Here is an 18,325-nt window from a genome sequence, read left to right as displayed (position 1 = left end):
AATGACTGTCACTCATTTTATAAGATAATTGATTGTACTGTCAATAATAGTGAACTCTAAGAGGACGTCATTTTTTTATAATAAAATCTCCTAATAAACAATTAGGAGATAAAAATACAATATATCTTTAAGAAAGTGCCTTTAATCCTGTCACTCCACATACAATAAGAAACACACTAATAATACGCGCTTTACTTTTCGACTCACCAAACAAGAACATGTTTAACAAAACTGCACCTGCTGTTCCAATACCGATCCAAACCGCATACGCGACACTGACTTGTAAAAATAAGAAAGATGTATACAAGAATGCGAAGGATGTAGCAAACCCACCTATATAAATCGCACCATTGGCTAATGTTTTATCTTTACTATACATTTTAAGTCCTATCACACCGACTATTTCACTAATTGCAGCACAAAATACGAAAAACCAACCCATCTTTAAGCAGCTCCTTCCACAGTTTCTTCTTTATTATCAGCTAGCTTTAAACCGATAACGCCAGCTACAACCATCACGATAAAGAATAACTTCCCTACACTGAAACTTCCGCCGAAAAGAAATACATCCATCAAGAAAGTACCTACCGTACCAGCTCCGGCGAAAACAGCATATACAGTCCCGGTTGCAAGATGTTCACACGCTTTAGAAAGGAAGTGAAAATCAACAGCGATAACTCCTAAAATAATAATCCAATGCCACCAAGTATTAGCCGTATTAAAACCAAACACCCAAAAAATTTCAAAGATACATGTTAATATGACATATAACCATGCTCTATTTTTCATACCTCTCACCTCTTATGACTGACTTTCAGTCATTTTTATTTTAAAAAAATATACTCTTTCATCAATACTATATAAACCAATATCATCCTCATTTACCATTGTATTTGTTCCATTTTTAAACTAACTACATCCTTTTACACGAAAATGACTGAATGTCATTCATGTATATTGTACATGAACATTTTAAAAACTGTCAATGGCGAAAGTTTATTTAAAATTTCTTTCATCTGATTTGTATATTTCTTAATAATCTGTCAATACTGCTAGTAACATAATATTTTCTCCACTCCCCCTTGGAGAGATCCCTTGAATGGAGCAGTTAGCTTTTGCTAGCTGCTCTTTTTTATTTATCCGCACACTATGATGAAATACTCATAGATCAAATCCATTTTTCATCACATAACAACATCTATTTATTTTCCAATGAGCTTTTGTAAGCACGAATTTTATTCTCGAGCATCTTCTCTGTAACTTCTAAGTTTTCTCTTTGAATCTGAATAGATTTCCTATGATCTTCTAGGAGCTGTAAACGAGCTTCTGTTGTATGCTCCCCTTCTGTATATAATCTAGCGTATTCTCTTATTTTCGCTATTGGCATTTGCGTTTGTTTTAATTTCATTACAAACTGCAACCACTTTATATGTGACTCTTCGTAAAGTCGATTTCCATTTGTATCACGATTTGCAATTAATATATTTTCCTTTTCATAATAACGTAGTGTATGTGTGCTCACGCCTAATAATTTTGCTACCTCGCTAATTGTGTACATACTAAAACTCCCTTCACATGCTTACCCTCATATATTTTATAACCGTATCAAATTTATAAAAAACGTTTGACTTAGAGTATACTCTAACAAATACAATCTAACCATAAATGAATTTGAATTTAGGGGGATTTTATATGAAATATACTGTTATTACTGGCGCAAGTTCCGGAATTGGTTATGAAGCAGCTTTAGCATTTGCATCTCGCGGAAAAAATTTAGTACTTGTAGCTCGAAGACAAGAAGAATTAAACGAATTAAAATTGAAAATTAACGAAATGCATCCAGAATTGGATGTTGTCATTCGAAGAACTGATTTATCTGTTACTGAAGATGTTTATAAACTTTATGAAAGCCTACAATCTTTTCAAATTGAAACGTGGATTAACAACGCAGGTTTTGGTAATTTCGCCTCAATTGCTGAACAAAATTTAAATAAAATCGAGACGATGTTGCATGTCAATATAGAAGCACTAACAATACTCTCTTCTCTTTTCGTTCGAGATTATTCAAAGGTTGACGGAACACAGCTTATTAACGTTTCATCGGGCGGCGGATACACGATTGTTGCTGATGCTGTTACGTATTGCGCTACAAAATTCTATGTAAGTGCATTTACAGAAGGGTTGTCTCACGAATTGAAGGAACAAGGCGCAAAACTGCAAGCAAAAGTTTTAGCTCCAGCTGCAACTGAAACAGAATTTGCAAAGCGTTCATTTGATATTGATGAATTCCAATACGATAATGTTGTACCGAAATTCCACACTGCAAAACAAATGGCACAATTTATGCTCGATCTTTATGATAGCGATAAAGTTGTAGGGCTTGTCGATGGTTCTACTTATAACTATGAACTTAAAAACCCCATTTTTAAGTTTGCAGTAAGAAAAACGAATTCAATTTCTTAATTTCCCCTAAAACATAGATGCCCACTATTACGTAAATAATAGTGGGACTTTTTCTGTCTGAAAAATTCACCCAACATACCGAATCATCGCCACCTCATCACAATAATCAACCTTTGGACAATGCCTACAATCAATCCATACTTTCTCTGGCAATGCATCTCTATTCACAAAATCAAACCCGCACTTTTGAAAAAATTCCGTTTCATATGTTAAAGAAATAACTCTACTCACTTTTATTTTCGCAGCTTCATTCATGACATGATTCACTAACATACGTCCAATCCCTTTTCCTGCATATGTATGCGAAACGACTAACGACCGGACTTCTGCTAGGTCCTCCCCTAATACATGTAAACCAGCAACTCCAACAATTCTCTCGTCTTCTTTCATAACATATAAACATTGCAAATATTGATAAAGAGACAAAAGAGAACGTGGTAAAACAACTCCCTCTTTTGCATAAACCTCAATAAGACTATAAATTTCTTTCACATCACTCGTCACCGCATTACAGATTTTCATATTACATCCCCTTGCCCCTCAATATTAATATTTATAACTTAAAATGAATTTTAATTCATAATTTTATATAATAATACATCTCTCTTTTCTCCTCGTCAATCAATTTATACAAACAAAAAACCAAGCAATCTAATCGATGCTCGGTTCCTCATCTCGTATCGGCAATATTGTTGAATATTTAATTTCACGAAGTGCCAAACTCGTCTGTATACGTGTAATACCAAGCTTATTCAGCTTTCTAATAAACTGCTCTAGTTCTTTACGATCACGATTTGCAACCTTTAATAAATAATCGTACTCCCCTGTTAAACAGTGACATTCTAATACTTCCGGCATCGATTCTAATTCTTTCTCCAACACTTCCAGCTTGTCAAATTGATGAATATTTGTACTCATAAAAATAAAGCATAATAAATCAAACCCAAGCTTTTCTTGATTTAAAATTGCAACTTGCTTATCGATGAACCCTTCCCCATCTAACCTTTTTATTCTTGCATGCATCGCAGCCGGTGATAAATTAACGCGACGTGCCAGCTCTGCATTACTTACTTGTGACTCCTTCTGCAATATATCTAAAATTTGTACATCCAAATCATCCAACACTTTAATAACAGACGACTCCATTACAATTCCCCCTTTTTTCTTACCGATGATTATTCGAAAAAACACCTTATAATTTATCCAAAACTGAATATCATTCTGTAAATATCATTCACAGATAAAAATTTTATCGAGTTTTTACCATTATACAAAAGAATATATTACATAATAAAGAAAAATGCTAAAATTATTTACAATTCGTATTGATTATAAAAAAGGGGATTTTAGCATGCCTTATTTTTACGTCTTTTTACTATTACTAACGAGCTTATTATGGGGAGGAAATTTTGTCGTTGGAAAATCACTCGTCGATCATGCATCGCCGATGACACTGACAAATTTAAGATGGATGATTGCGATTGTTTGTTTATTACCAATGGTATGGTTTAAAGAAAAGAAAATCCTTCCACCACGTACCGCAATACTTCCTTTAATATTGATGGGAATTTCAGGGGTCGCTCTTTTTAACATTTTTCAATTTTTAGCATTAGAAAAAACATCCGCTACGAATGTAGGTCTTATCTCTACATTGAATGCAATTTCAATCGCATTATTTTCAGTATTATTTCTAAAAGAAAAAGTAAATACACTTCAAATCCTATCCATGATTCTTTCATTCTTCGGGGTTATCCTCGTCCTATTAAAAGGTGATTTCTCGCTTTTATTTTCACTACATTTTAATAGCGGTGATTTATGGATGATTGCAGCAGTTTGTATTTGGGGAATCTATTCTGTTTGTAGTAAATGGGCAACAAAAACAACTACACCACTTATGGCAACGTTGTACTCTGGTATTTTCGGCGTTATTTTATTACTACCGTTTAACATAGGTAGCTTCACTGTTTCAAATATAAATACTTCTTTCATCACATCACTTTTATATACTGGGCTTATTTCGACAGTTCTTTGTATGGTATTTTGGAATATTGGCGTACAAAAATTAGGCGCAACTACATCAGGTATTTTTCTAAACTTCAATCCAATTTTCACAGCCATTTTAGCATTCATATTTCTCGGAGAAGAATTAACGTGGATACAAATTTTAGGGACAATTGTCGTTGTAACAGGATGTTATTTATTTTCTCATTTCAAAACTGTTGCCGTTCAGCCAACTAGACCTTTAATACGAAAACATTCTTAATGAAAAAACATCGTCATCTGGGTTGGCGATGTTTTTATTTATTCTTCATTTCTTTTATATACTGCTTTTCCTCTTCTGGCGATAAACGTTCCGTCGCCTTACCAGTATCTCCACCTTGAAGGCTCCATAAAAAGTTATGCTCCTCAACAGTTTGAGAAAAATCTCCTTTTTCCCATCTATTTATAATAGAAAGTAACTTCATTTTATATTGAAAACCTGTACTATTTTTAATATCCCTTTTTACATTAGAAATTTCCTTTTTTGTCATTTCTACAAATCCCCATTTTTCAGAGGATTTTACCTTTTGGTGCACCATTTTATGCATAGTAAAAATAATTTCACCTTCACTAATTTGCGGGGCTTCTTCTGCAGCTTTTTTCTCTTTTTCGTTTGCCGCTCGCTCGGTTTGAATATTTTTATTTTCTTTTTCCACATATGCAAGCAATTTCTTTCCGCCAACTATAGAAGAGATGATTACCATAATGGTAATACATATACCTACAATCCATTTAAAAAGCATTAGCTCTTCATCGCTTCCCTAACAATATGACTATCTACATATTGCTTAAACTTCACGATTTTTCCATTTTCAAGCTGCCATACATGAACAAATTCTGCTTCAAATGATTTTCCTGTTTCTTTATAAACTCCAGAATACATACCTTCAGCAATAATTACATCTTTTCCGTTTACTTCATGATATGTATTTACACTTGCTTTATAATCATCCCAGTCTGATCCTAAACGGCTAAATACATTTTCCATTATAGCTTCTACGCCTTTATATGTTCCGCCGTACGGGAAACCTTCTGCCTCTGTCCATTCCACTTTTTCAGAGAAGGCTTCTGCTAAATGCTTTGCATTCGAAGACGCTGATCCTTCATACGTGCTTTGAATAATTTCTAAATTTGATTTAGGCATATTACTTCCTCCCGTTTATTTATTTTTACACAAGACGTAACTGACATAGTTACATCTTGTGTAAAAAAATATTTAAATTGTTTTACTCTTAATCTATTTGTTGTAATCATTATAGTTACAATACTTCTTCAAGTCAACAATTATAAATAAAATTTACTTCGTTTTCATTACTTTCTCTTTTAAGAAACGATCTACATATCCTTCTGCTTTTACTACGAATAAATACGCACCCATTGATAATAATGCAAGATCTAATTCATATCCTGGATTCTTTCCATCTCCTAATAAACCTGCTGCTCCATTTACCTTTACGATAGCTCCAGCTAAAATAAGAGCGAATAACAATCCTACATATCGTACACCTAAACCGATAATTAATAATATACCACCAACTAATTCTACAGTTGCTACGCCGTATGCAAGGCCACCTGGTAAACCGATGCTTGTAAACCATCCTGCTACATTATCGATACCTGATTGAAACTTTGCTAAACCGTGTGCAAAGAACGTAACTCCTAACACGATACGAATAATTAAATTCCCAATATATTGATTCATTTTGAACTCTCCTTTTTGTTTTGTTATGGTGAACTTTTATTCACAAGTCAAAACAATACGGTATTTTATTTCATTCGTCAAATACTTTTTTAAAGAAAACAAAAAACATTATCCCTTTCACGGATAATGTTTTCTTACAAAATAGCGCTAATTCAAGCTTTTATTCTATCGCATAAAAAAAGTTGAAACATTTTTCCAGCGCCAATATAGGGCAGCAAAGAAACGTCCTCTTCCACAACCATTCCAACAACATTCACTTTCTTATCTACAAGTAAATCATGTGTGGCAACTTGCATCTCCCCTGCATATCTACCGTACAATTCATTATCAATTGTAATACTGCCTTTCTTTCTTACAATTGTATGCATCGGCTGTAACACCACTCTATTTCCTTCCCTTGATTCTACAGATCGAATAACATCACGAGCTGGATCTAGTCTATTTGTATGCACTTGCTCTACCACTTTTAATACTTCTTTATCAGTTATAAATGATTTGTAACGCAATGGAATAATCCCTCTACTTGCACTAGCTACTTCTTGCATACTTTCCAAACTTGCGCTTATATCTCCAATCAATACTTTATCAACACCACAATCTTGAACAAGTTCTAAGTACGCTTCAAGCGGGCGCATATTGCGATGTTTTTCTAACGTTGGTAACCCTTCATATAACGGACCTCGTTTTTCCGCATCTCCTGGAATAAATGCCATCGTCTTTATTCCACACTTCTGTAAATATTGATTTTGCTTTTGTAAGAAGGACTTTGCTAGTCCTGTCTCTGGACGTGGGTAAAAATTATGCCATGCTTCTACATTCTCTACTCTTATATGTTCTGCAAGTAATTCTTTCCAAAATGGCTTTGTAATCGTACTCGCATTTAAAGCTACTTTCATCTTATGAGATACGCTTGCAATTTCTTTTGGCGCAATGCCGTAATCCATTCTTAAACCGGTAATGCCCCAGTCCAATAGTTCTTCCACATTTTCATATGTTAGCCCTAAATGGTGTAACGATTTTGGAGAAACATCAACCATTAACTCCATTTCATGTGCAAGAGCTTGTTTCCCTAATATTTGAATTAACTCTTTATACGTATTTGGATCATCTTCTGGAATGTGCAGTGATGTAAAAATAGATGTAAACCCATTTTCCTTCGCTACTTTTAGCCACTCTTCTTGTTTCTCTACTCGTTCTTTTGAAAGATAAATGGAAACTCCGATCATATAAATCTCCCTTTCTATTAATAGAAAAAGAGAAAGGAATCCCTTTCTCTATATGTTTTCTGCCATTTCTTCTTTAAATCCGAAGAAGTACGTAAAGATAAATCCGAAAGCATATGCAATTACTAGACCTAAGAAATATAGTAAATATTTATTGTCAGCAATTAATGGAATTAAAGATAGCCCTGATACGCCAATTCCAAGAGAAGCTGTTTGCATAACTGCTTGGAATGCACCACCGACAGCCGCTCCTAAACAAGCAGTAATAAACGGTTTCCCAAGTGGTAATGTCACCCCGTATAATAACGGCTCACCAATTCCTAAAAAGCCAACTGGCAATCCACCTTTAATTACATTTCGAAGTCGCTTGTTTTTTGTTTTCACATAAATCGCAATCGCTGCGCCCACTTGGCCAGCACCAGCCATTGCGAGTACTGGTAATAAAGGTGTTACCTGTGTTTGATTAATAAATTCCATATGAATTGGTGTTAAACCGTGATGCAATCCGACCATAACGAGCGGTAAAAATGTTCCTGCAAGTACTGCGCCAGCAAATGCTCCGCCAATATTTAAAATAGCATTAATTCCGCTCGTAATACCATCTGATAAGAAACCTGCTAATGGCTGAATGGCTAACATCGTTACGATACTTACAACTAATACAGTAATGAGTGGCGTCACGATTATATCAACTGCATTCGGCACTGCTTTTCGAACTTGTCTTTCCACTACAACCATAAGCCATGCTGCAAAAATAACTGCAAACAATCCGCCTCTTCCAGGCACTAATGCTTCACCAAACAATTTTACGTTTGCCATCGCCGGATTGAAAATTAGAATACCAGCAATTGCCCCAAGAACCGGTGTCCCGCCAAATTCTTTCGCTGTATTCCAGCCGACTAAAATTCCTAAGAATGTAAAGATACCGCCGCCAATGAGTAGTAACATTTGTAACCACGTTGCATTTGGATCAGCACCAGCGTTTTTCGCAAAGTTAGCAACCCCGTTTATAATTCCTGACGCAACAAGACCTGGAATTAATGGGATGAAAATACTCCCTATTTTTCGTAAAAAGTTTTTCACCGGTGTATTATTTTTCTTCTTAATCTCTGATTTCATCTCTTGCCCAATATCTTCAAGGTGATGATCTGCTACCTCACCAATTCGTAGTCCTGTCAAACCTTCCATTTCAGCTGCTACTTTATTTACTGTTCCTGGACCAACGACAACTTGAAGCGTCTCATCTTCTATAACACCCATAACGCCTTCAACTTTTTTCAAAAGGTCCATGTTTACTTTACTTTCATCATGAAGCGTTAATCGTAGTCTCGTCATACAATGAGCAATACTACGAATATTTTTTATTCCTCCAAGTTGCTCCGAAATTTCCTTGGCCATTCTCTCTTCTTTCTTCATAATAGAATCCCCCTCCCTATTATTTTATAGTGCTTTCTTCACAAACCCTTTAGCGTATTTTAGTTTCTCCAGTGCTTCCCCATATTCGCACTGCAACAACACCATAACAATTGCAGCTTTTACGTTACGTTCTGCCTTTTCATAATACTCTGTCGCTACTTCATAACTAGCGCCTGTTGCTTCCACAATAATTCTTTTTGACCGTTCTACTAACTTTTCATTTGTGGATTGAACATCTACCATTAAGTTTTTATATACTTTTCCTACACCAATCATCGAAGCTGTTGAAATCATATTCAGCACTAATTTTTGTGCTGTACCAGCTTTTAAACGCGTTGATCCTGTTAATATTTCTGCACCTGTCTCTACTTCCACATTTAACTTTGCATATTTACTTATTTCAGCATTTTTATTACAAGAAATACTCGCTGTACTCGCTCCTACGCTCTGTGCGTATTTCAAGCCGCCGATTACGTAAGGAGTTCTGCCACTTGCAGCAATTCCAATCACTGTATCTTTCTCATTTAATCCAATACTTTTTAAATCTTCTTCCGCTAACTCTTCGCGATCTTCGGCACCTTCCACCGCTTTAGTAAACGCTTTCAATCCACCTGCTATAAACCCTTGCACCATTTTATCATCCGTGCCAAATGTCGGCGGACATTCCACTGCATCTAGAATACCTAAACGACCACTCGTACCAGCACCAATGTAAATTAAGCGTCCCTCTTCTTCAAAAGATTTAATAACAGTCTGTACAACCTTTTCAATTTGTTCTATCTCTTTTTCAACTGCTAACGCAACAGTTCGATCTTCTTCATTCATACTTTGCAACACTTCTTTTATGCTCATTTCATCCAGATTCATTGTTTTCTCATTACGATGTTCTGTCGATAAATTTTCTAACATATTGCCACCCTCTTTGAAATTATATTTCACACTTTTATTATAACTTTAAGAAACTAAAAATCAATAACTCTTTCTTATTTTATGAAATAAAATTTCACTACATGACATATTTTTGTCAAAGATCATAAAGTGAAACTTTAATCAGTGGGGTTTTGTTCATCCCCACTGATTATTAGCCCGCACCAATCGGGCTTTTACGGGCAGTTGATCCCCCACCTAACTTTCTTTGCTTCCGCTGAATTTTGAAGTGGGGGGCTTACTGCCCGTTAACGGGATAAAAAAAAGATGAGTCTCCTCATCTTTTCTTCTACTTTAACTTCCGTAACCGCAGCGCTTCTTCTCGCGTCTCCATAAATTGATCCAATACTTTATTACCAATTCGATTGAAAGTAATAACATATAAAGCATCAATCATATTCAGTTGCGTCATTCTCGAAGCAATACTCGCAATACGATGATCTTGTTCTACATCTGGCATACAAAGGCGAATATCCGCTTCTTTATATAGGGGTGATGATTGATCTAATTTCGTAATTCCAATAACAGTTGCACCTTGTCTCTTTGCATACTGCGCCATTTCAAGCACATCTTTCGTTCGACCAGATGTTGAAATCGCAACAAATATATCGCCTTCTTTTAAATTTGTCACAAGCGGCAACATCATATGAAAATCAGATAGCATCATCGCTGTAAATCCAAGCCGCGTAAATTTATAAGCCCCGTCCATTGCTGGCGTAGCTGATCCGCCTACGCCGTAAAATATAATTTTATTCGCATTTACAATAAGATCTGCAGCTTTCTCAAGTTCCCTCTTATCTATTGCAGTAACACTCGCCTCAATTGCAGCTTTATTCACATAAGTAACTTTATTAAATAAATCATACGGTCCATCTTCTGTATTCATCACTGAAAAATCGTTAATATTATAATCAGCAATCGTTAATTCACGAACGAGTGCTATCTTAAATGCTTTAAAACTTCCGATTCCAATCGATTTACAAAAGCGAACGACACTCGCTTCACTTGCGCCTGCATTCGTTGACACTTCTTTCGTCGTTAAATTCGGTATAATCTCTGCATTCTCCATTATGTACATGGCAACCTTCTTCTCAGCTGGTGAAAATTGATCCATATTACTTTCAATTTTAAATAGTAATGTTGAAGCTTTCACTATTTAACCTCCACTTCTTACGGTTGCGTTCACTTATTTTCTCTTGCTTCAAGAAGGTAATAACCATCATCGCCAGGAGGATGAAACACATTTACAATGCGATTCCCTTTTTGATAAACAGTTCTTTCCCCTTCTGTCCACTTCTTTTCCCAACCGTTCATCCAAATCGCAACATCAGGTAAAAAAGCAGTATATTTCAGCTTCTGACCGTACTCACCATCTGCTTCTTCCGAAAAAATAGAAACCGGAAAATCTTTCACTTTTGATTCTTTCCATGCAGTAAATGGTATACATACTGCAATAAGTACGATTACACCGATAACCTTCTCCTTCGTAATCTTCACACTTCCCTCTCCTTGTCATATCACATACATAGATTTTACCATAATTACAAACCCTTCATGCTATATGACTATTGCTTTTGGGAATAAAAAAGAGCTTACCTACATCAGATAAGCCCTTCCCGTCTATACAAAATATTTCTTCAAAAGTGGCGGTGTAATAATCGTCGTCAATATAACAACAATAACAATCGCTGTGAAATTTTCTTTCGCTAATAAATTCGCCGTAAGTCCATTTGCAGCGATGATAAGCGCTACTTCACCACGTGATACCATCCCCGCGCCAATACTAATAGAAGATTGGAGATTAAACCCTGTCAGCCTTGCTCCTAAACCTGATCCGATTAACTTTGTGAAAATCGCAATGAGAGTCATAATAATAATGAACCAAAGCTGGCTTCCAATGCCTTGAAATGTAATTTCCATTCCGATACTTACGAAGAATACTGGAACAAATATTGCATAAGCGATCGGTTCAATTTTATGTTCCACTTCATGCTTATACTCTGTTTGAGAAATAGCAATTCCTGCTGCGAATGCTCCAATAATGCCTGCAATTCCCATCATTTCACTGTAATAAGAAAAAGAGAAGCAAATAATAAGAGCTGCACTAATTAACGCTTCTGTTACACGAAGCGGGACAAGCATTTTCATAATCCAAGGAACGACTTTCCAAGCAATAAAAACAATACTTACAAAGAAAATAATTTTCTTTACAATGACCAGTGTTATATTCACATCTTGTGTTCCTAAAAAACTCATTACAAATGCTAATAAAATAACGACAATGACATCATCAAATACGGCAGCACCTAAAATTGTTGTACTTTCTCTCGTATTCATTTTTCCTAGATCACGTAGCGTCTGCACCGTAATACTAACCGATGTTGCGCAAAGTAATAACCCTAAAAAAATGGCATGGGATTGTATTAATCCAAACAGCAATCCTGTTACATAACCACCGATGAAAGGAAAAATAATTCCACCGGCCGCTACTGCAAACGACGATTTCAAATTCCGATTTAACTCTTCTAAATCTGTTTCAAGTCCCGCCATAAACATAAGTAACAAAACACCAATCTCACTCAATTCATCAATCAGTTCAGAACTATTAATAATACCAAGTACAGCCGGACCGATAATAATACCGACAATTAACTTACCAAGTACAGAAGGCTGACCAAGTCTTACACTAATGTCACCAGCTAATTTCGTACAAAGTAAAATGACGACAAGTTCAAAATAAAATAACATAGCATCTGCTCCTACTTTAACTTTAATCAGTGGGTCGTTAACCCCCGTCCATTTCTGCAAGTAGTTTCCCCTATTGATCCGCATTTTATTTGTCATATTTTTATTTGACAAAATATTCTGAATTATATTAAGATTAATCCAGCAATTTTAAAAAACTACATACCATAACTGCACCTCCACTTCCTTACTTACTCTTTTTTAATGGGCTCATACTATAGTCGCAGTTATGGAAATGAAAAAACGGGGGGAGAGTCCAAAGTGAAGTCATTATTACGAAAAAAAGCGCTTAGTACTGAATCACCAAAGCAGCTAGCTAGAACATTAACTGCACTCGATTTAACATTTTTAGGAATCGGCGCCGTAATTGGGACAGGGATCTTTGTATTAACAGGTATTGTTGCAGCAAAACATTCTGGTCCTGGTATTATGCTATCATTCCTTATTGCTGCATTTACTTGTGCTTGTGTAGCCTTTTGTTACGCTGAATTTGCTTCTTCTATTCCTGTCTCAGGAAGTGTGTATACTTACGCATACATGACAGTCGGAGAAGTCGTCGCCTTCATCGTCGGATGGTGTTTAATGCTCGAATATTTACTTGCCGTTGCAGCAGTAGCTGTCGGTTGGTCTGGTTATTTGCAATCATTACTACAAGGGTTCAATATACACCTGCCCGCCATAATCGCCTCGGCCCCCGGCGTAGGAAAAGGTGGTCTCATCGATTTACCTGCTGTCTGTATTTTACTTCTTATTACGGGCCTTTTAAGTTTTGGTATACGCGAAAGCGCACGCATTAATAATATTATGGTTCTTATCAAGTTAGCCGTTATTATCGCCTTTATCGTAGCAGGTGCAAAATATGTAAAACCCGAAAACTGGACACCGTTCATCCCATTCGGATACGACGGTATTATTACTGGGGCTGCCACTGTGTTCTTCGCCTTCTTAGGATTTGATGCAATCGCAACAGCTGCAGAAGAAACGAAAAAACCGCAGCGTGACTTACCAATTGGTATTATCGGTTCTCTTCTTATTTGTACTGTTTTATATATGATCGTATCTTTCGTTTTAACAGGTATGGTTCCTTATACGCAATTAGACGTTTCTGATCCAGTTGCATTTGCATTGCATTTCGTTGGTGAGGATACAATTGCAGGACTACTCGCTGTTGGAGCGATGACTGGAATGACAACCGTTCTCTTAGTCGTTATGTATGGACAAGTTCGCGTTTCGTATGCGATGAGCCGTGACGGTTTACTTCCAAAAGCGTTAGCACGTGTAAATAAAAAAGTAAAAATCCCTTTATTAAATACGTGGATTACTGGCGTTGTTGCTGCTTTATTAGCAGGCCTTTTAGACTTACATTTGCTAGCGAATTTAGTAAACATCGGCACGTTAACAGCCTTTACATTCGTTTGCTGCGCAGTACTTATTTTACGAAAAACACACCCTGATTTAAAACGTGGATTCCGTACACCTTTCGTACCTGTATTACCAGTTGTCGCGATTCTTTGCTGCTTATATTTAATGATCAATTTGTCTAAAACAACATGGATTAGCTTTGCAGTTTGGCTTATAGTCGGCTTATGCTTCTATTTCTTCTACTCTAGGAAACATAGTCATTTAGCTATTGAAAAAACAAATGATGAAAAGAAAAAAGCATAACAAAATAGCTCGCCGTTTTAGCGGCGAGCTATCTTTCTGTACTATTATATTTTTTCGTCAACGATTGTAAAATGAAAAATATGCCGATGCAAGCTGTAAACCATGCCCAATTTCCTATTGATGTCGAGTATTTAACCATTCCAATACCTACAAGCAATAGAAAAATAATCACCTGATATATGAGCTTCCACTTTTGCATATATTCCCTCCTTTACTTCGTTCCCTTCTTTTTATTCTTCCAGGCATTCAAACTATCAAAGAAAAAGTTAATAAATAACGTTCCTAGTCCTGCTAATAAGAAAGTCATTAAAAATAAAACCCAAATACTTTTCTCTTTTAAGAGATAATATCCTACAAGGAGCACAACCGCGATCCATACATATTCAAGAATTCTTTTTAGCTTTTTCTGTTCCAAATTATTCGCTCCTTTTTTCTATGCTATTTTTAGTATAACAAAAAAGAAGCCTATCATGATAAGCTTCTTTTCTTCTCTCTTACTTGTTTATGCTTTTTTCAACGAGTGAAATTGCATATTCCATCGTACGATTCATTGTTTCTACCTGTGTATCTTTTACTTTTACATCTTTCACTACAGCTTCTGCCACTGTAATTTTTTGACTCAGTGCTTTCACTGAACCGTCCGTTACGTTTGCAGCTTGCGCCTTTTTCACTACTACTTTTGCAGATTCAATATGAACTTGTAATTTTTCTTTCAATGTTTTCGGTTGTTCTACTACTTTAGATTGTATAAATGTTTGATTTGCAGTTTTTAATTCATTATACGCTTGAATAATTTGCTCTCCATTACTTGCTACATTTTCAAACACTTGTTTTGCATTATTATAGCTTTTCTCTAGTTCTTGAAATGCTTCCTTTGAATATTGACCTGGCTTATCACCAAATTCATACGTACCAGCTAACACTTCTTTTACTTTTCCAAGTTCTTCAAATAACGCATTTACTTGCTCTAACTTCGTACGGTTAGAAAACTCATTGTACGCTGCTAATACTTCTGAAGAACTTAACGCTTTACTATATAATTTCGCAAGCGCGATTTTACCGTTTAACGGAATACCACCATTGCCGTTACTATCAGGATCAGCTCCAAGTGCAAATGGTACATTTGGATGATACACTTTTCCTGTAGCTGGTTGGCTATTTACTTTTTTACCATCGACATAAATAGCTACTTCACTTCCGTTATACGTTCCTGTTAAGTGATATGTTTTGTTTGCTTCTAATTGAACTCCAACACGTTTATAACTGCCGCCAATGTGAGCCCATAATTCAACATAGCCGCTTCCTGTAGACTCAAATCCAATTCCACCGCTCTCTGTATTTTGCAAAATACCTTGTCCACGGATTTGATTCATTGAAAATACCGTTTCTAACGTAAATGTATTTGCTACTTTCTCTTTTTGTGCTGCTGAAAATGGAAGGTATCCAAATGTATTAGATTGTCCGTTTAACTTCATAACATTCTTTTTCAATGCTTTATCATATTCAATAGTCACATTGCCCTTCACATCACCTTTTGTTCCAAATGGTGAATTGTCTTTAAATGTACCATCTGCAAAATTCACATCAAAAACATCAGCCTTTGGCACTTTTACATTCGGATCAATATCATCTTTTTTCGTAGTAATTTCTGCCGTTAACGGTTGCGCACTTTCATTACCAAACGAATCAATTGCAACGACTTCAAGTGTATATGTTTTCCCGCCATCTAACCCTGCAAGCGTAAACGTAAGATCTTTCGGCACTGGATCACGATAAAACTCTGAGAATGCTAACAATTTATTCTTTATTTCTCCCGTTTGCTTATCTCTAGCTTGTACACGGTAAGAATGAACAAGAAGGTTGTCCAACGCTTGTGGGAATGTTACTGTTGCTGCATTTGCTGTTACATTTGATACAGCAAGCTTTGCATCCTTAGCAAAGTAAGGCTTTTCTTTATCACGATCTTCTACATGTGTAAATGTTTCTTTCTTTGCTGGTAATTTAATTTTCCAAGGCTCGCCTGTCCAAGAATTTGTATGGAAATCACGGCGATTAATCGTCACTTCTTCTTCATCTACTTCTACTAATAAACCTTGGCTTAACGTACTAGCTCCTGGCGGGATATTCCCTTGTACTTTACCACCTTCAACTTCCATATAACTTACTGAAGATGTACCAACTGATGTAAAGTCTTTTTGATGTATCGATCTCGGATCATCTAACGGATAATGTGAATGACCTGAAAACGTAATAACTTGTGGATATTCTTTTAATACTGCATTAATTTTTGCGCTATCTTGCGTTCCCCATTCTTGGCTACCGTATACTGTATCTTTAATGTGCTGATGTAAAAATACAAAAATCGGTTTTTCTGGATCATCTTTTTGTGCTTTTACCATTTCTTCTTTTAACCAATTAATTTGCTTGTCCGAATAATAGCCATGAGTTGTTCCATTCTCGGGAGACATAACAAGGAAGTGATAACCTTTTACCACTTTATGATAATAAATTGATTCCATACCTGTTTTTTCTAAGAAACGCTTCTGTGCGCCCTCTACAGATAAACCGTTCCAATAATCATGGTTACCAAGAGAATTCATTCTCACGGCATCTTTATTTGCATTTTCATTATACACTTGCATGAAACGATCATATTGCTGCACTGACCCTGTATCCGTGAAATCACCTACAATAACAAATGCATCTTGCTTTGGTGCTAGTGTATTAAATTGTTCAATCGCTCTTTTCCAGCGAAATGTATCATCTGTTCCACTGTTTTTAATATGCACATCACTTACAACTGGAAAAACTATCTTCTTCTCACTTGATGCCCTTTCTTGCTTTTTCTCTTCCGCCTTGACTGATGTACTCCACGGAAATGATACGAATGCTAATACAAAAACCATTAATAATCCAATAAGGCCTTTTACTTTTCTTAAAGCATTTCTGTCCACTTGAATCCTCCTCATAATAATTGATTCATTACAAGGGCTATTTTATCTAATACATGTTAATGTCGTTTAAATAACAAATGAACTTTATTAGATTTTTGTAAATATACAGTTAATTAGAAATTAAGTCCAACATTCCTCGTACTATGGTATACAACCACCTTTTGTCTAAAAGAGTCTAATCATTCTTTTCCTATGACCATTTACATATAATCTTTTCTATAACACTAATGATAAGTTAAGGTTTAAGCCTATTAGACAATCTTAATTTTTAATATTTCCTTCTTTTTTTAACACATCGGCCATGCTTTTACATTTAATAGTAATAAAAGACAACTTAAAAGGAGGGGTTGTATTGAAGAACAAAAAAAATATTGGCTGTTTCGCTCCTTTATCTATCATTTATCCAGACCCTTGTCCACCGCCCCCTCCTCCAAATCCAAATTGTGAACGAGTAACAAATGAATTTGCAGGAAATTTCCTCATAACGAATAACACCATCCCCTCTGTCAAAGATGGATCACAATTAATGATACTGTGGCAAAGTGATGGGATACTACTTATATCAGGTACTGTCTCGGTTTACAATAGTACTAGCAGCACGGAAGCAATTATGATTCAAATTGTTGGAGCAGTAACTAATGTTTTCACTGTGTTTCCTGGTAATACAATATCTTACACAGGAAAAGACTTAGAGTCAGTCAGTATTATCAATATACAAAGTAACCCTTCACTATATTTAGAAGGTAAGTACTGTTGCGAATTTACATGTTGCTTATAGAATACCAATTTCATTGCTTTCTCAATAAAAAAGCATACCATTTACGGTATGCTTTTTTATGAAATCGGATAACGTACAGTAATACAAAACTCTCCTTGATTAACAGTTGTTCCTGTCGTAGTAATTCGAACAGTCGTAAAATATCGGACAGTGAAAGTACCACTACTTTGCGGTTGTACAGTAATTGTATCAATTACTGTAGCTCCAACTAAAAAATCAACTGTAATCGGGTTCGCACCTACATCATATTTCACGTAACCTGAACCATATACTTCTTGCGTGATATTATTTGTATATACAATTTGAGTACCAGCACCTGTAATAGACCAGTCTGTACATACTTGGTCTTGCACAAGTGTTTTATTAGAACAACAAGACAAACTGGAACTTCTCATTCCCATTTCGATCCTCT

22 protein-coding genes are annotated in these 18,325 nt (G+C 35.8%); 4 read left to right on the top strand and 18 right to left on the bottom strand.

All coding sequences use genetic code 11. From position 1 onward, the window contains the following. Window positions 1–127 precede the first annotated feature (127 nt). From NST90_RS04280 to NST90_RS04270, 3 genes are all read right to left on the bottom strand, one after another. Window positions 128–442 (bottom strand): multidrug efflux SMR transporter, encoded by a 315-nt coding sequence (locus NST90_RS04280; RefSeq protein WP_000539671.1) that lies wholly within the window; start codon window positions 440–442, stop codon window positions 128–130. A gap of 2 nt (window positions 443–444) precedes the next feature. Then, complete coding sequence (locus NST90_RS04275; RefSeq protein WP_000796022.1) at window positions 445–789, bottom strand: SMR family transporter; 345 nt, start codon at window positions 787–789, stop codon at window positions 445–447. 409 nt (window positions 790–1,198) lie between these two features. After that, window positions 1,199–1,558 carry a MerR family transcriptional regulator gene (locus NST90_RS04270; RefSeq protein ID WP_000288066.1) on the bottom strand — a complete coding sequence of 120 codons (360 nt, stop codon included), beginning with the start codon at window positions 1,556–1,558 and terminating at the stop codon, window positions 1,199–1,201. 134 nt (window positions 1,559–1,692) lie between these two features. Here NST90_RS04270 and NST90_RS04265 point away from each other — a divergent pair, with 134 nt between their 5' ends. Continuing rightward, the gene (locus NST90_RS04265; protein ID WP_025709950.1) at window positions 1,693–2,463 is read left to right on the top strand and encodes an SDR family NAD(P)-dependent oxidoreductase; all 771 of its coding nucleotides are present in this window, start codon (window positions 1,693–1,695) and stop codon (window positions 2,461–2,463) included. A gap of 66 nt (window positions 2,464–2,529) precedes the next feature. On the opposite strand, the gene NST90_RS04260 is transcribed toward NST90_RS04265, so the two are convergent. Further along, window positions 2,530–2,985 (bottom strand): N-acetyltransferase, encoded by a 456-nt coding sequence (locus NST90_RS04260; RefSeq protein ID WP_000686669.1) that lies wholly within the window; start codon window positions 2,983–2,985, stop codon window positions 2,530–2,532. A 129-nt stretch (window positions 2,986–3,114) separates the two neighbouring features. Continuing rightward, window positions 3,115–3,609 (bottom strand): Lrp/AsnC family transcriptional regulator, encoded by a 495-nt coding sequence (locus NST90_RS04255; RefSeq protein ID WP_025709949.1) that lies wholly within the window; start codon window positions 3,607–3,609, stop codon window positions 3,115–3,117. A gap of 205 nt (window positions 3,610–3,814) precedes the next feature. On the opposite strand from NST90_RS04255, the gene NST90_RS04250 reads away from it, so the two are divergent. Then, window positions 3,815–4,726 (top strand): DMT family transporter, encoded by a 912-nt coding sequence (locus NST90_RS04250; protein ID WP_001146239.1) that lies wholly within the window; start codon window positions 3,815–3,817, stop codon window positions 4,724–4,726. A gap of 34 nt (window positions 4,727–4,760) precedes the next feature. Here NST90_RS04250 and NST90_RS04245 read toward each other — a convergent pair whose 3' ends face one another. From NST90_RS04245 to NST90_RS04205, 9 genes are all read right to left on the bottom strand, one after another. Continuing rightward, entirely contained in the window at window positions 4,761–5,246 is a 486-nt protein-coding gene (locus NST90_RS04245) for a PRK06770 family protein (protein WP_283748294.1), read from the bottom strand. Next, window positions 5,246–5,647 (bottom strand): nuclear transport factor 2 family protein, encoded by a 402-nt coding sequence (locus tag NST90_RS04240; protein WP_001126697.1) that lies wholly within the window; start codon window positions 5,645–5,647, stop codon window positions 5,246–5,248. Before NST90_RS04240 ends, NST90_RS04245 begins: the two co-directional genes overlap by 1 nt. A gap of 153 nt (window positions 5,648–5,800) precedes the next feature. Then, on the bottom strand, window positions 5,801–6,205 hold the full coding sequence (locus NST90_RS04235; protein ID WP_001077751.1) for a DoxX family protein: 405 nt from the start codon (window positions 6,203–6,205) through the stop codon (window positions 5,801–5,803). A gap of 152 nt (window positions 6,206–6,357) precedes the next feature. Further along, window positions 6,358–7,431 (bottom strand): MupG family TIM beta-alpha barrel fold protein, encoded by a 1,074-nt coding sequence (locus tag NST90_RS04230; protein WP_025709948.1) that lies wholly within the window; start codon window positions 7,429–7,431, stop codon window positions 6,358–6,360. A 48-nt stretch (window positions 7,432–7,479) separates the two neighbouring features. Beyond that, the gene (locus tag NST90_RS04225) at window positions 7,480–8,844 is read right to left on the bottom strand and encodes a PTS transporter subunit EIIC (RefSeq protein ID WP_000711297.1); all 1,365 of its coding nucleotides are present in this window, start codon (window positions 8,842–8,844) and stop codon (window positions 7,480–7,482) included. A gap of 24 nt (window positions 8,845–8,868) precedes the next feature. Continuing rightward, on the bottom strand, window positions 8,869–9,753 hold the full coding sequence (gene murQ / locus NST90_RS04220; protein WP_000892348.1) for an N-acetylmuramic acid 6-phosphate etherase: 885 nt from the start codon (window positions 9,751–9,753) through the stop codon (window positions 8,869–8,871). Window positions 9,754–10,060: 307 nt separating this feature from the next. Continuing rightward, window positions 10,061–10,924: a MurR/RpiR family transcriptional regulator gene (locus NST90_RS04215; protein ID WP_025709947.1), complete on the bottom strand. Its 864-nt coding sequence runs from the start codon at window positions 10,922–10,924 to the stop codon at window positions 10,061–10,063. A 29-nt stretch (window positions 10,925–10,953) separates the two neighbouring features. Continuing rightward, a complete protein-coding gene (locus tag NST90_RS04210) occupies window positions 10,954–11,268 on the bottom strand; it encodes a hypothetical protein (protein WP_000704958.1) in 315 nt (104 codons plus the stop codon). 123 nt (window positions 11,269–11,391) lie between these two features. Beyond that, window positions 11,392–12,603: a cation:proton antiporter gene (locus NST90_RS04205; protein WP_114555741.1), complete on the bottom strand. Its 1,212-nt coding sequence runs from the start codon at window positions 12,601–12,603 to the stop codon at window positions 11,392–11,394. 117 nt (window positions 12,604–12,720) lie between these two features. On the opposite strand from NST90_RS04205, the gene NST90_RS04200 reads away from it, so the two are divergent. Then, window positions 12,721–14,181 carry an amino acid permease gene (locus NST90_RS04200; protein WP_002197441.1) on the top strand — a complete coding sequence of 487 codons (1,461 nt, stop codon included), beginning with the start codon at window positions 12,721–12,723 and terminating at the stop codon, window positions 14,179–14,181. Between the two features lie 28 nt (window positions 14,182–14,209). Here NST90_RS04200 and NST90_RS04195 read toward each other — a convergent pair whose 3' ends face one another. From NST90_RS04195 to NST90_RS04185, 3 genes are all read right to left on the bottom strand, one after another. After that, window positions 14,210–14,380 (bottom strand): hypothetical protein, encoded by a 171-nt coding sequence (locus tag NST90_RS04195; protein WP_001174840.1) that lies wholly within the window; start codon window positions 14,378–14,380, stop codon window positions 14,210–14,212. A 12-nt stretch (window positions 14,381–14,392) separates the two neighbouring features. Then, the gene (locus NST90_RS04190) at window positions 14,393–14,596 is read right to left on the bottom strand and encodes a hypothetical protein (protein ID WP_000435803.1); all 204 of its coding nucleotides are present in this window, start codon (window positions 14,594–14,596) and stop codon (window positions 14,393–14,395) included. A gap of 79 nt (window positions 14,597–14,675) precedes the next feature. After that, window positions 14,676–17,135, bottom strand: a complete 2,460-nt coding sequence (locus NST90_RS04185) for an FN3 and LamG domain-containing metallophosphoesterase family protein (protein WP_025709946.1) — start codon at window positions 17,133–17,135, stop codon at window positions 14,676–14,678. A gap of 352 nt (window positions 17,136–17,487) precedes the next feature. Here NST90_RS04185 and NST90_RS04180 point away from each other — a divergent pair, with 352 nt between their 5' ends. Further along, window positions 17,488–17,913 (top strand): S-Ena type endospore appendage, encoded by a 426-nt coding sequence (locus tag NST90_RS04180; protein WP_000791330.1) that lies wholly within the window; start codon window positions 17,488–17,490, stop codon window positions 17,911–17,913. A gap of 56 nt (window positions 17,914–17,969) precedes the next feature. Here NST90_RS04180 and NST90_RS04175 read toward each other — a convergent pair whose 3' ends face one another. Continuing rightward, window positions 17,970–18,314 carry an S-Ena type endospore appendage gene (locus NST90_RS04175; protein ID WP_000525814.1) on the bottom strand — a complete coding sequence of 115 codons (345 nt, stop codon included), beginning with the start codon at window positions 18,312–18,314 and terminating at the stop codon, window positions 17,970–17,972. Window positions 18,315–18,325 lie beyond the last annotated feature (11 nt).

This window comes from Bacillus sp. FSL E2-8900, assembly GCF_037966225.1.
In the GTDB taxonomy this organism is placed as follows: domain Bacteria; phylum Bacillota; class Bacilli; order Bacillales; family Bacillaceae_G; genus Bacillus_A; species Bacillus_A cereus.
This window is presented reverse-complemented; position numbering and strand designations above follow the sequence as displayed.

Coding starts and splice junctions, on each gene's coding strand:
- NST90_RS04195 (WP_001174840.1), bottom strand. CDS start 14,380: ATGCAAAAGTGGAAGCTCATATATCAGGTGATTATTTTTCTATTGCTT.
- NST90_RS04255 (WP_025709949.1), bottom strand. CDS start 3,609: ATGGAGTCGTCTGTTATTAAAGTGTTGGATGATTTGGATGTACAAATT.
- NST90_RS04205 (WP_114555741.1), bottom strand. CDS start 12,603: ATGCGGATCAATAGGGGAAACTACTTGCAGAAATGGACGGGGGTTAAC.
- NST90_RS04235 (WP_001077751.1), bottom strand. CDS start 6,205: ATGAATCAATATATTGGGAATTTAATTATTCGTATCGTGTTAGGAGTT.
- NST90_RS04225 (WP_000711297.1), bottom strand. CDS start 8,844: ATGAAGAAAGAAGAGAGAATGGCCAAGGAAATTTCGGAGCAACTTGGA.
- NST90_RS04200 (WP_002197441.1), top strand. CDS start 12,721: ATGGGCTCATACTATAGTCGCAGTTATGGAAATGAAAAAACGGGGGGA.
- NST90_RS04250 (WP_001146239.1), top strand. CDS start 3,815: ATGCCTTATTTTTACGTCTTTTTACTATTACTAACGAGCTTATTATGG.
- NST90_RS04260 (WP_000686669.1), bottom strand. CDS start 2,985: ATGAAAATCTGTAATGCGGTGACGAGTGATGTGAAAGAAATTTATAGT.
- NST90_RS04175 (WP_000525814.1), bottom strand. CDS start 18,314: ATGGGAATGAGAAGTTCCAGTTTGTCTTGTTGTTCTAATAAAACACTT.
- NST90_RS04230 (WP_025709948.1), bottom strand. CDS start 7,431: ATGATCGGAGTTTCCATTTATCTTTCAAAAGAACGAGTAGAGAAACAA.
- NST90_RS04275 (WP_000796022.1), bottom strand. CDS start 789: ATGAAAAATAGAGCATGGTTATATGTCATATTAACATGTATCTTTGAA.
- murQ (WP_000892348.1), bottom strand. CDS start 9,753: ATGTTAGAAAATTTATCGACAGAACATCGTAATGAGAAAACAATGAAT.
- NST90_RS04265 (WP_025709950.1), top strand. CDS start 1,693: ATGAAATATACTGTTATTACTGGCGCAAGTTCCGGAATTGGTTATGAA.
- NST90_RS04245 (WP_283748294.1), bottom strand. CDS start 5,246: ATGCTTTTTAAATGGATTGTAGGTATATGTATTACCATTATGGTAATC.
- NST90_RS04270 (WP_000288066.1), bottom strand. CDS start 1,558: ATGTACACAATTAGCGAGGTAGCAAAATTATTAGGCGTGAGCACACAT.
- NST90_RS04240 (WP_001126697.1), bottom strand. CDS start 5,647: ATGCCTAAATCAAATTTAGAAATTATTCAAAGCACGTATGAAGGATCA.
- NST90_RS04280 (WP_000539671.1), bottom strand. CDS start 442: ATGGGTTGGTTTTTCGTATTTTGTGCTGCAATTAGTGAAATAGTCGGT.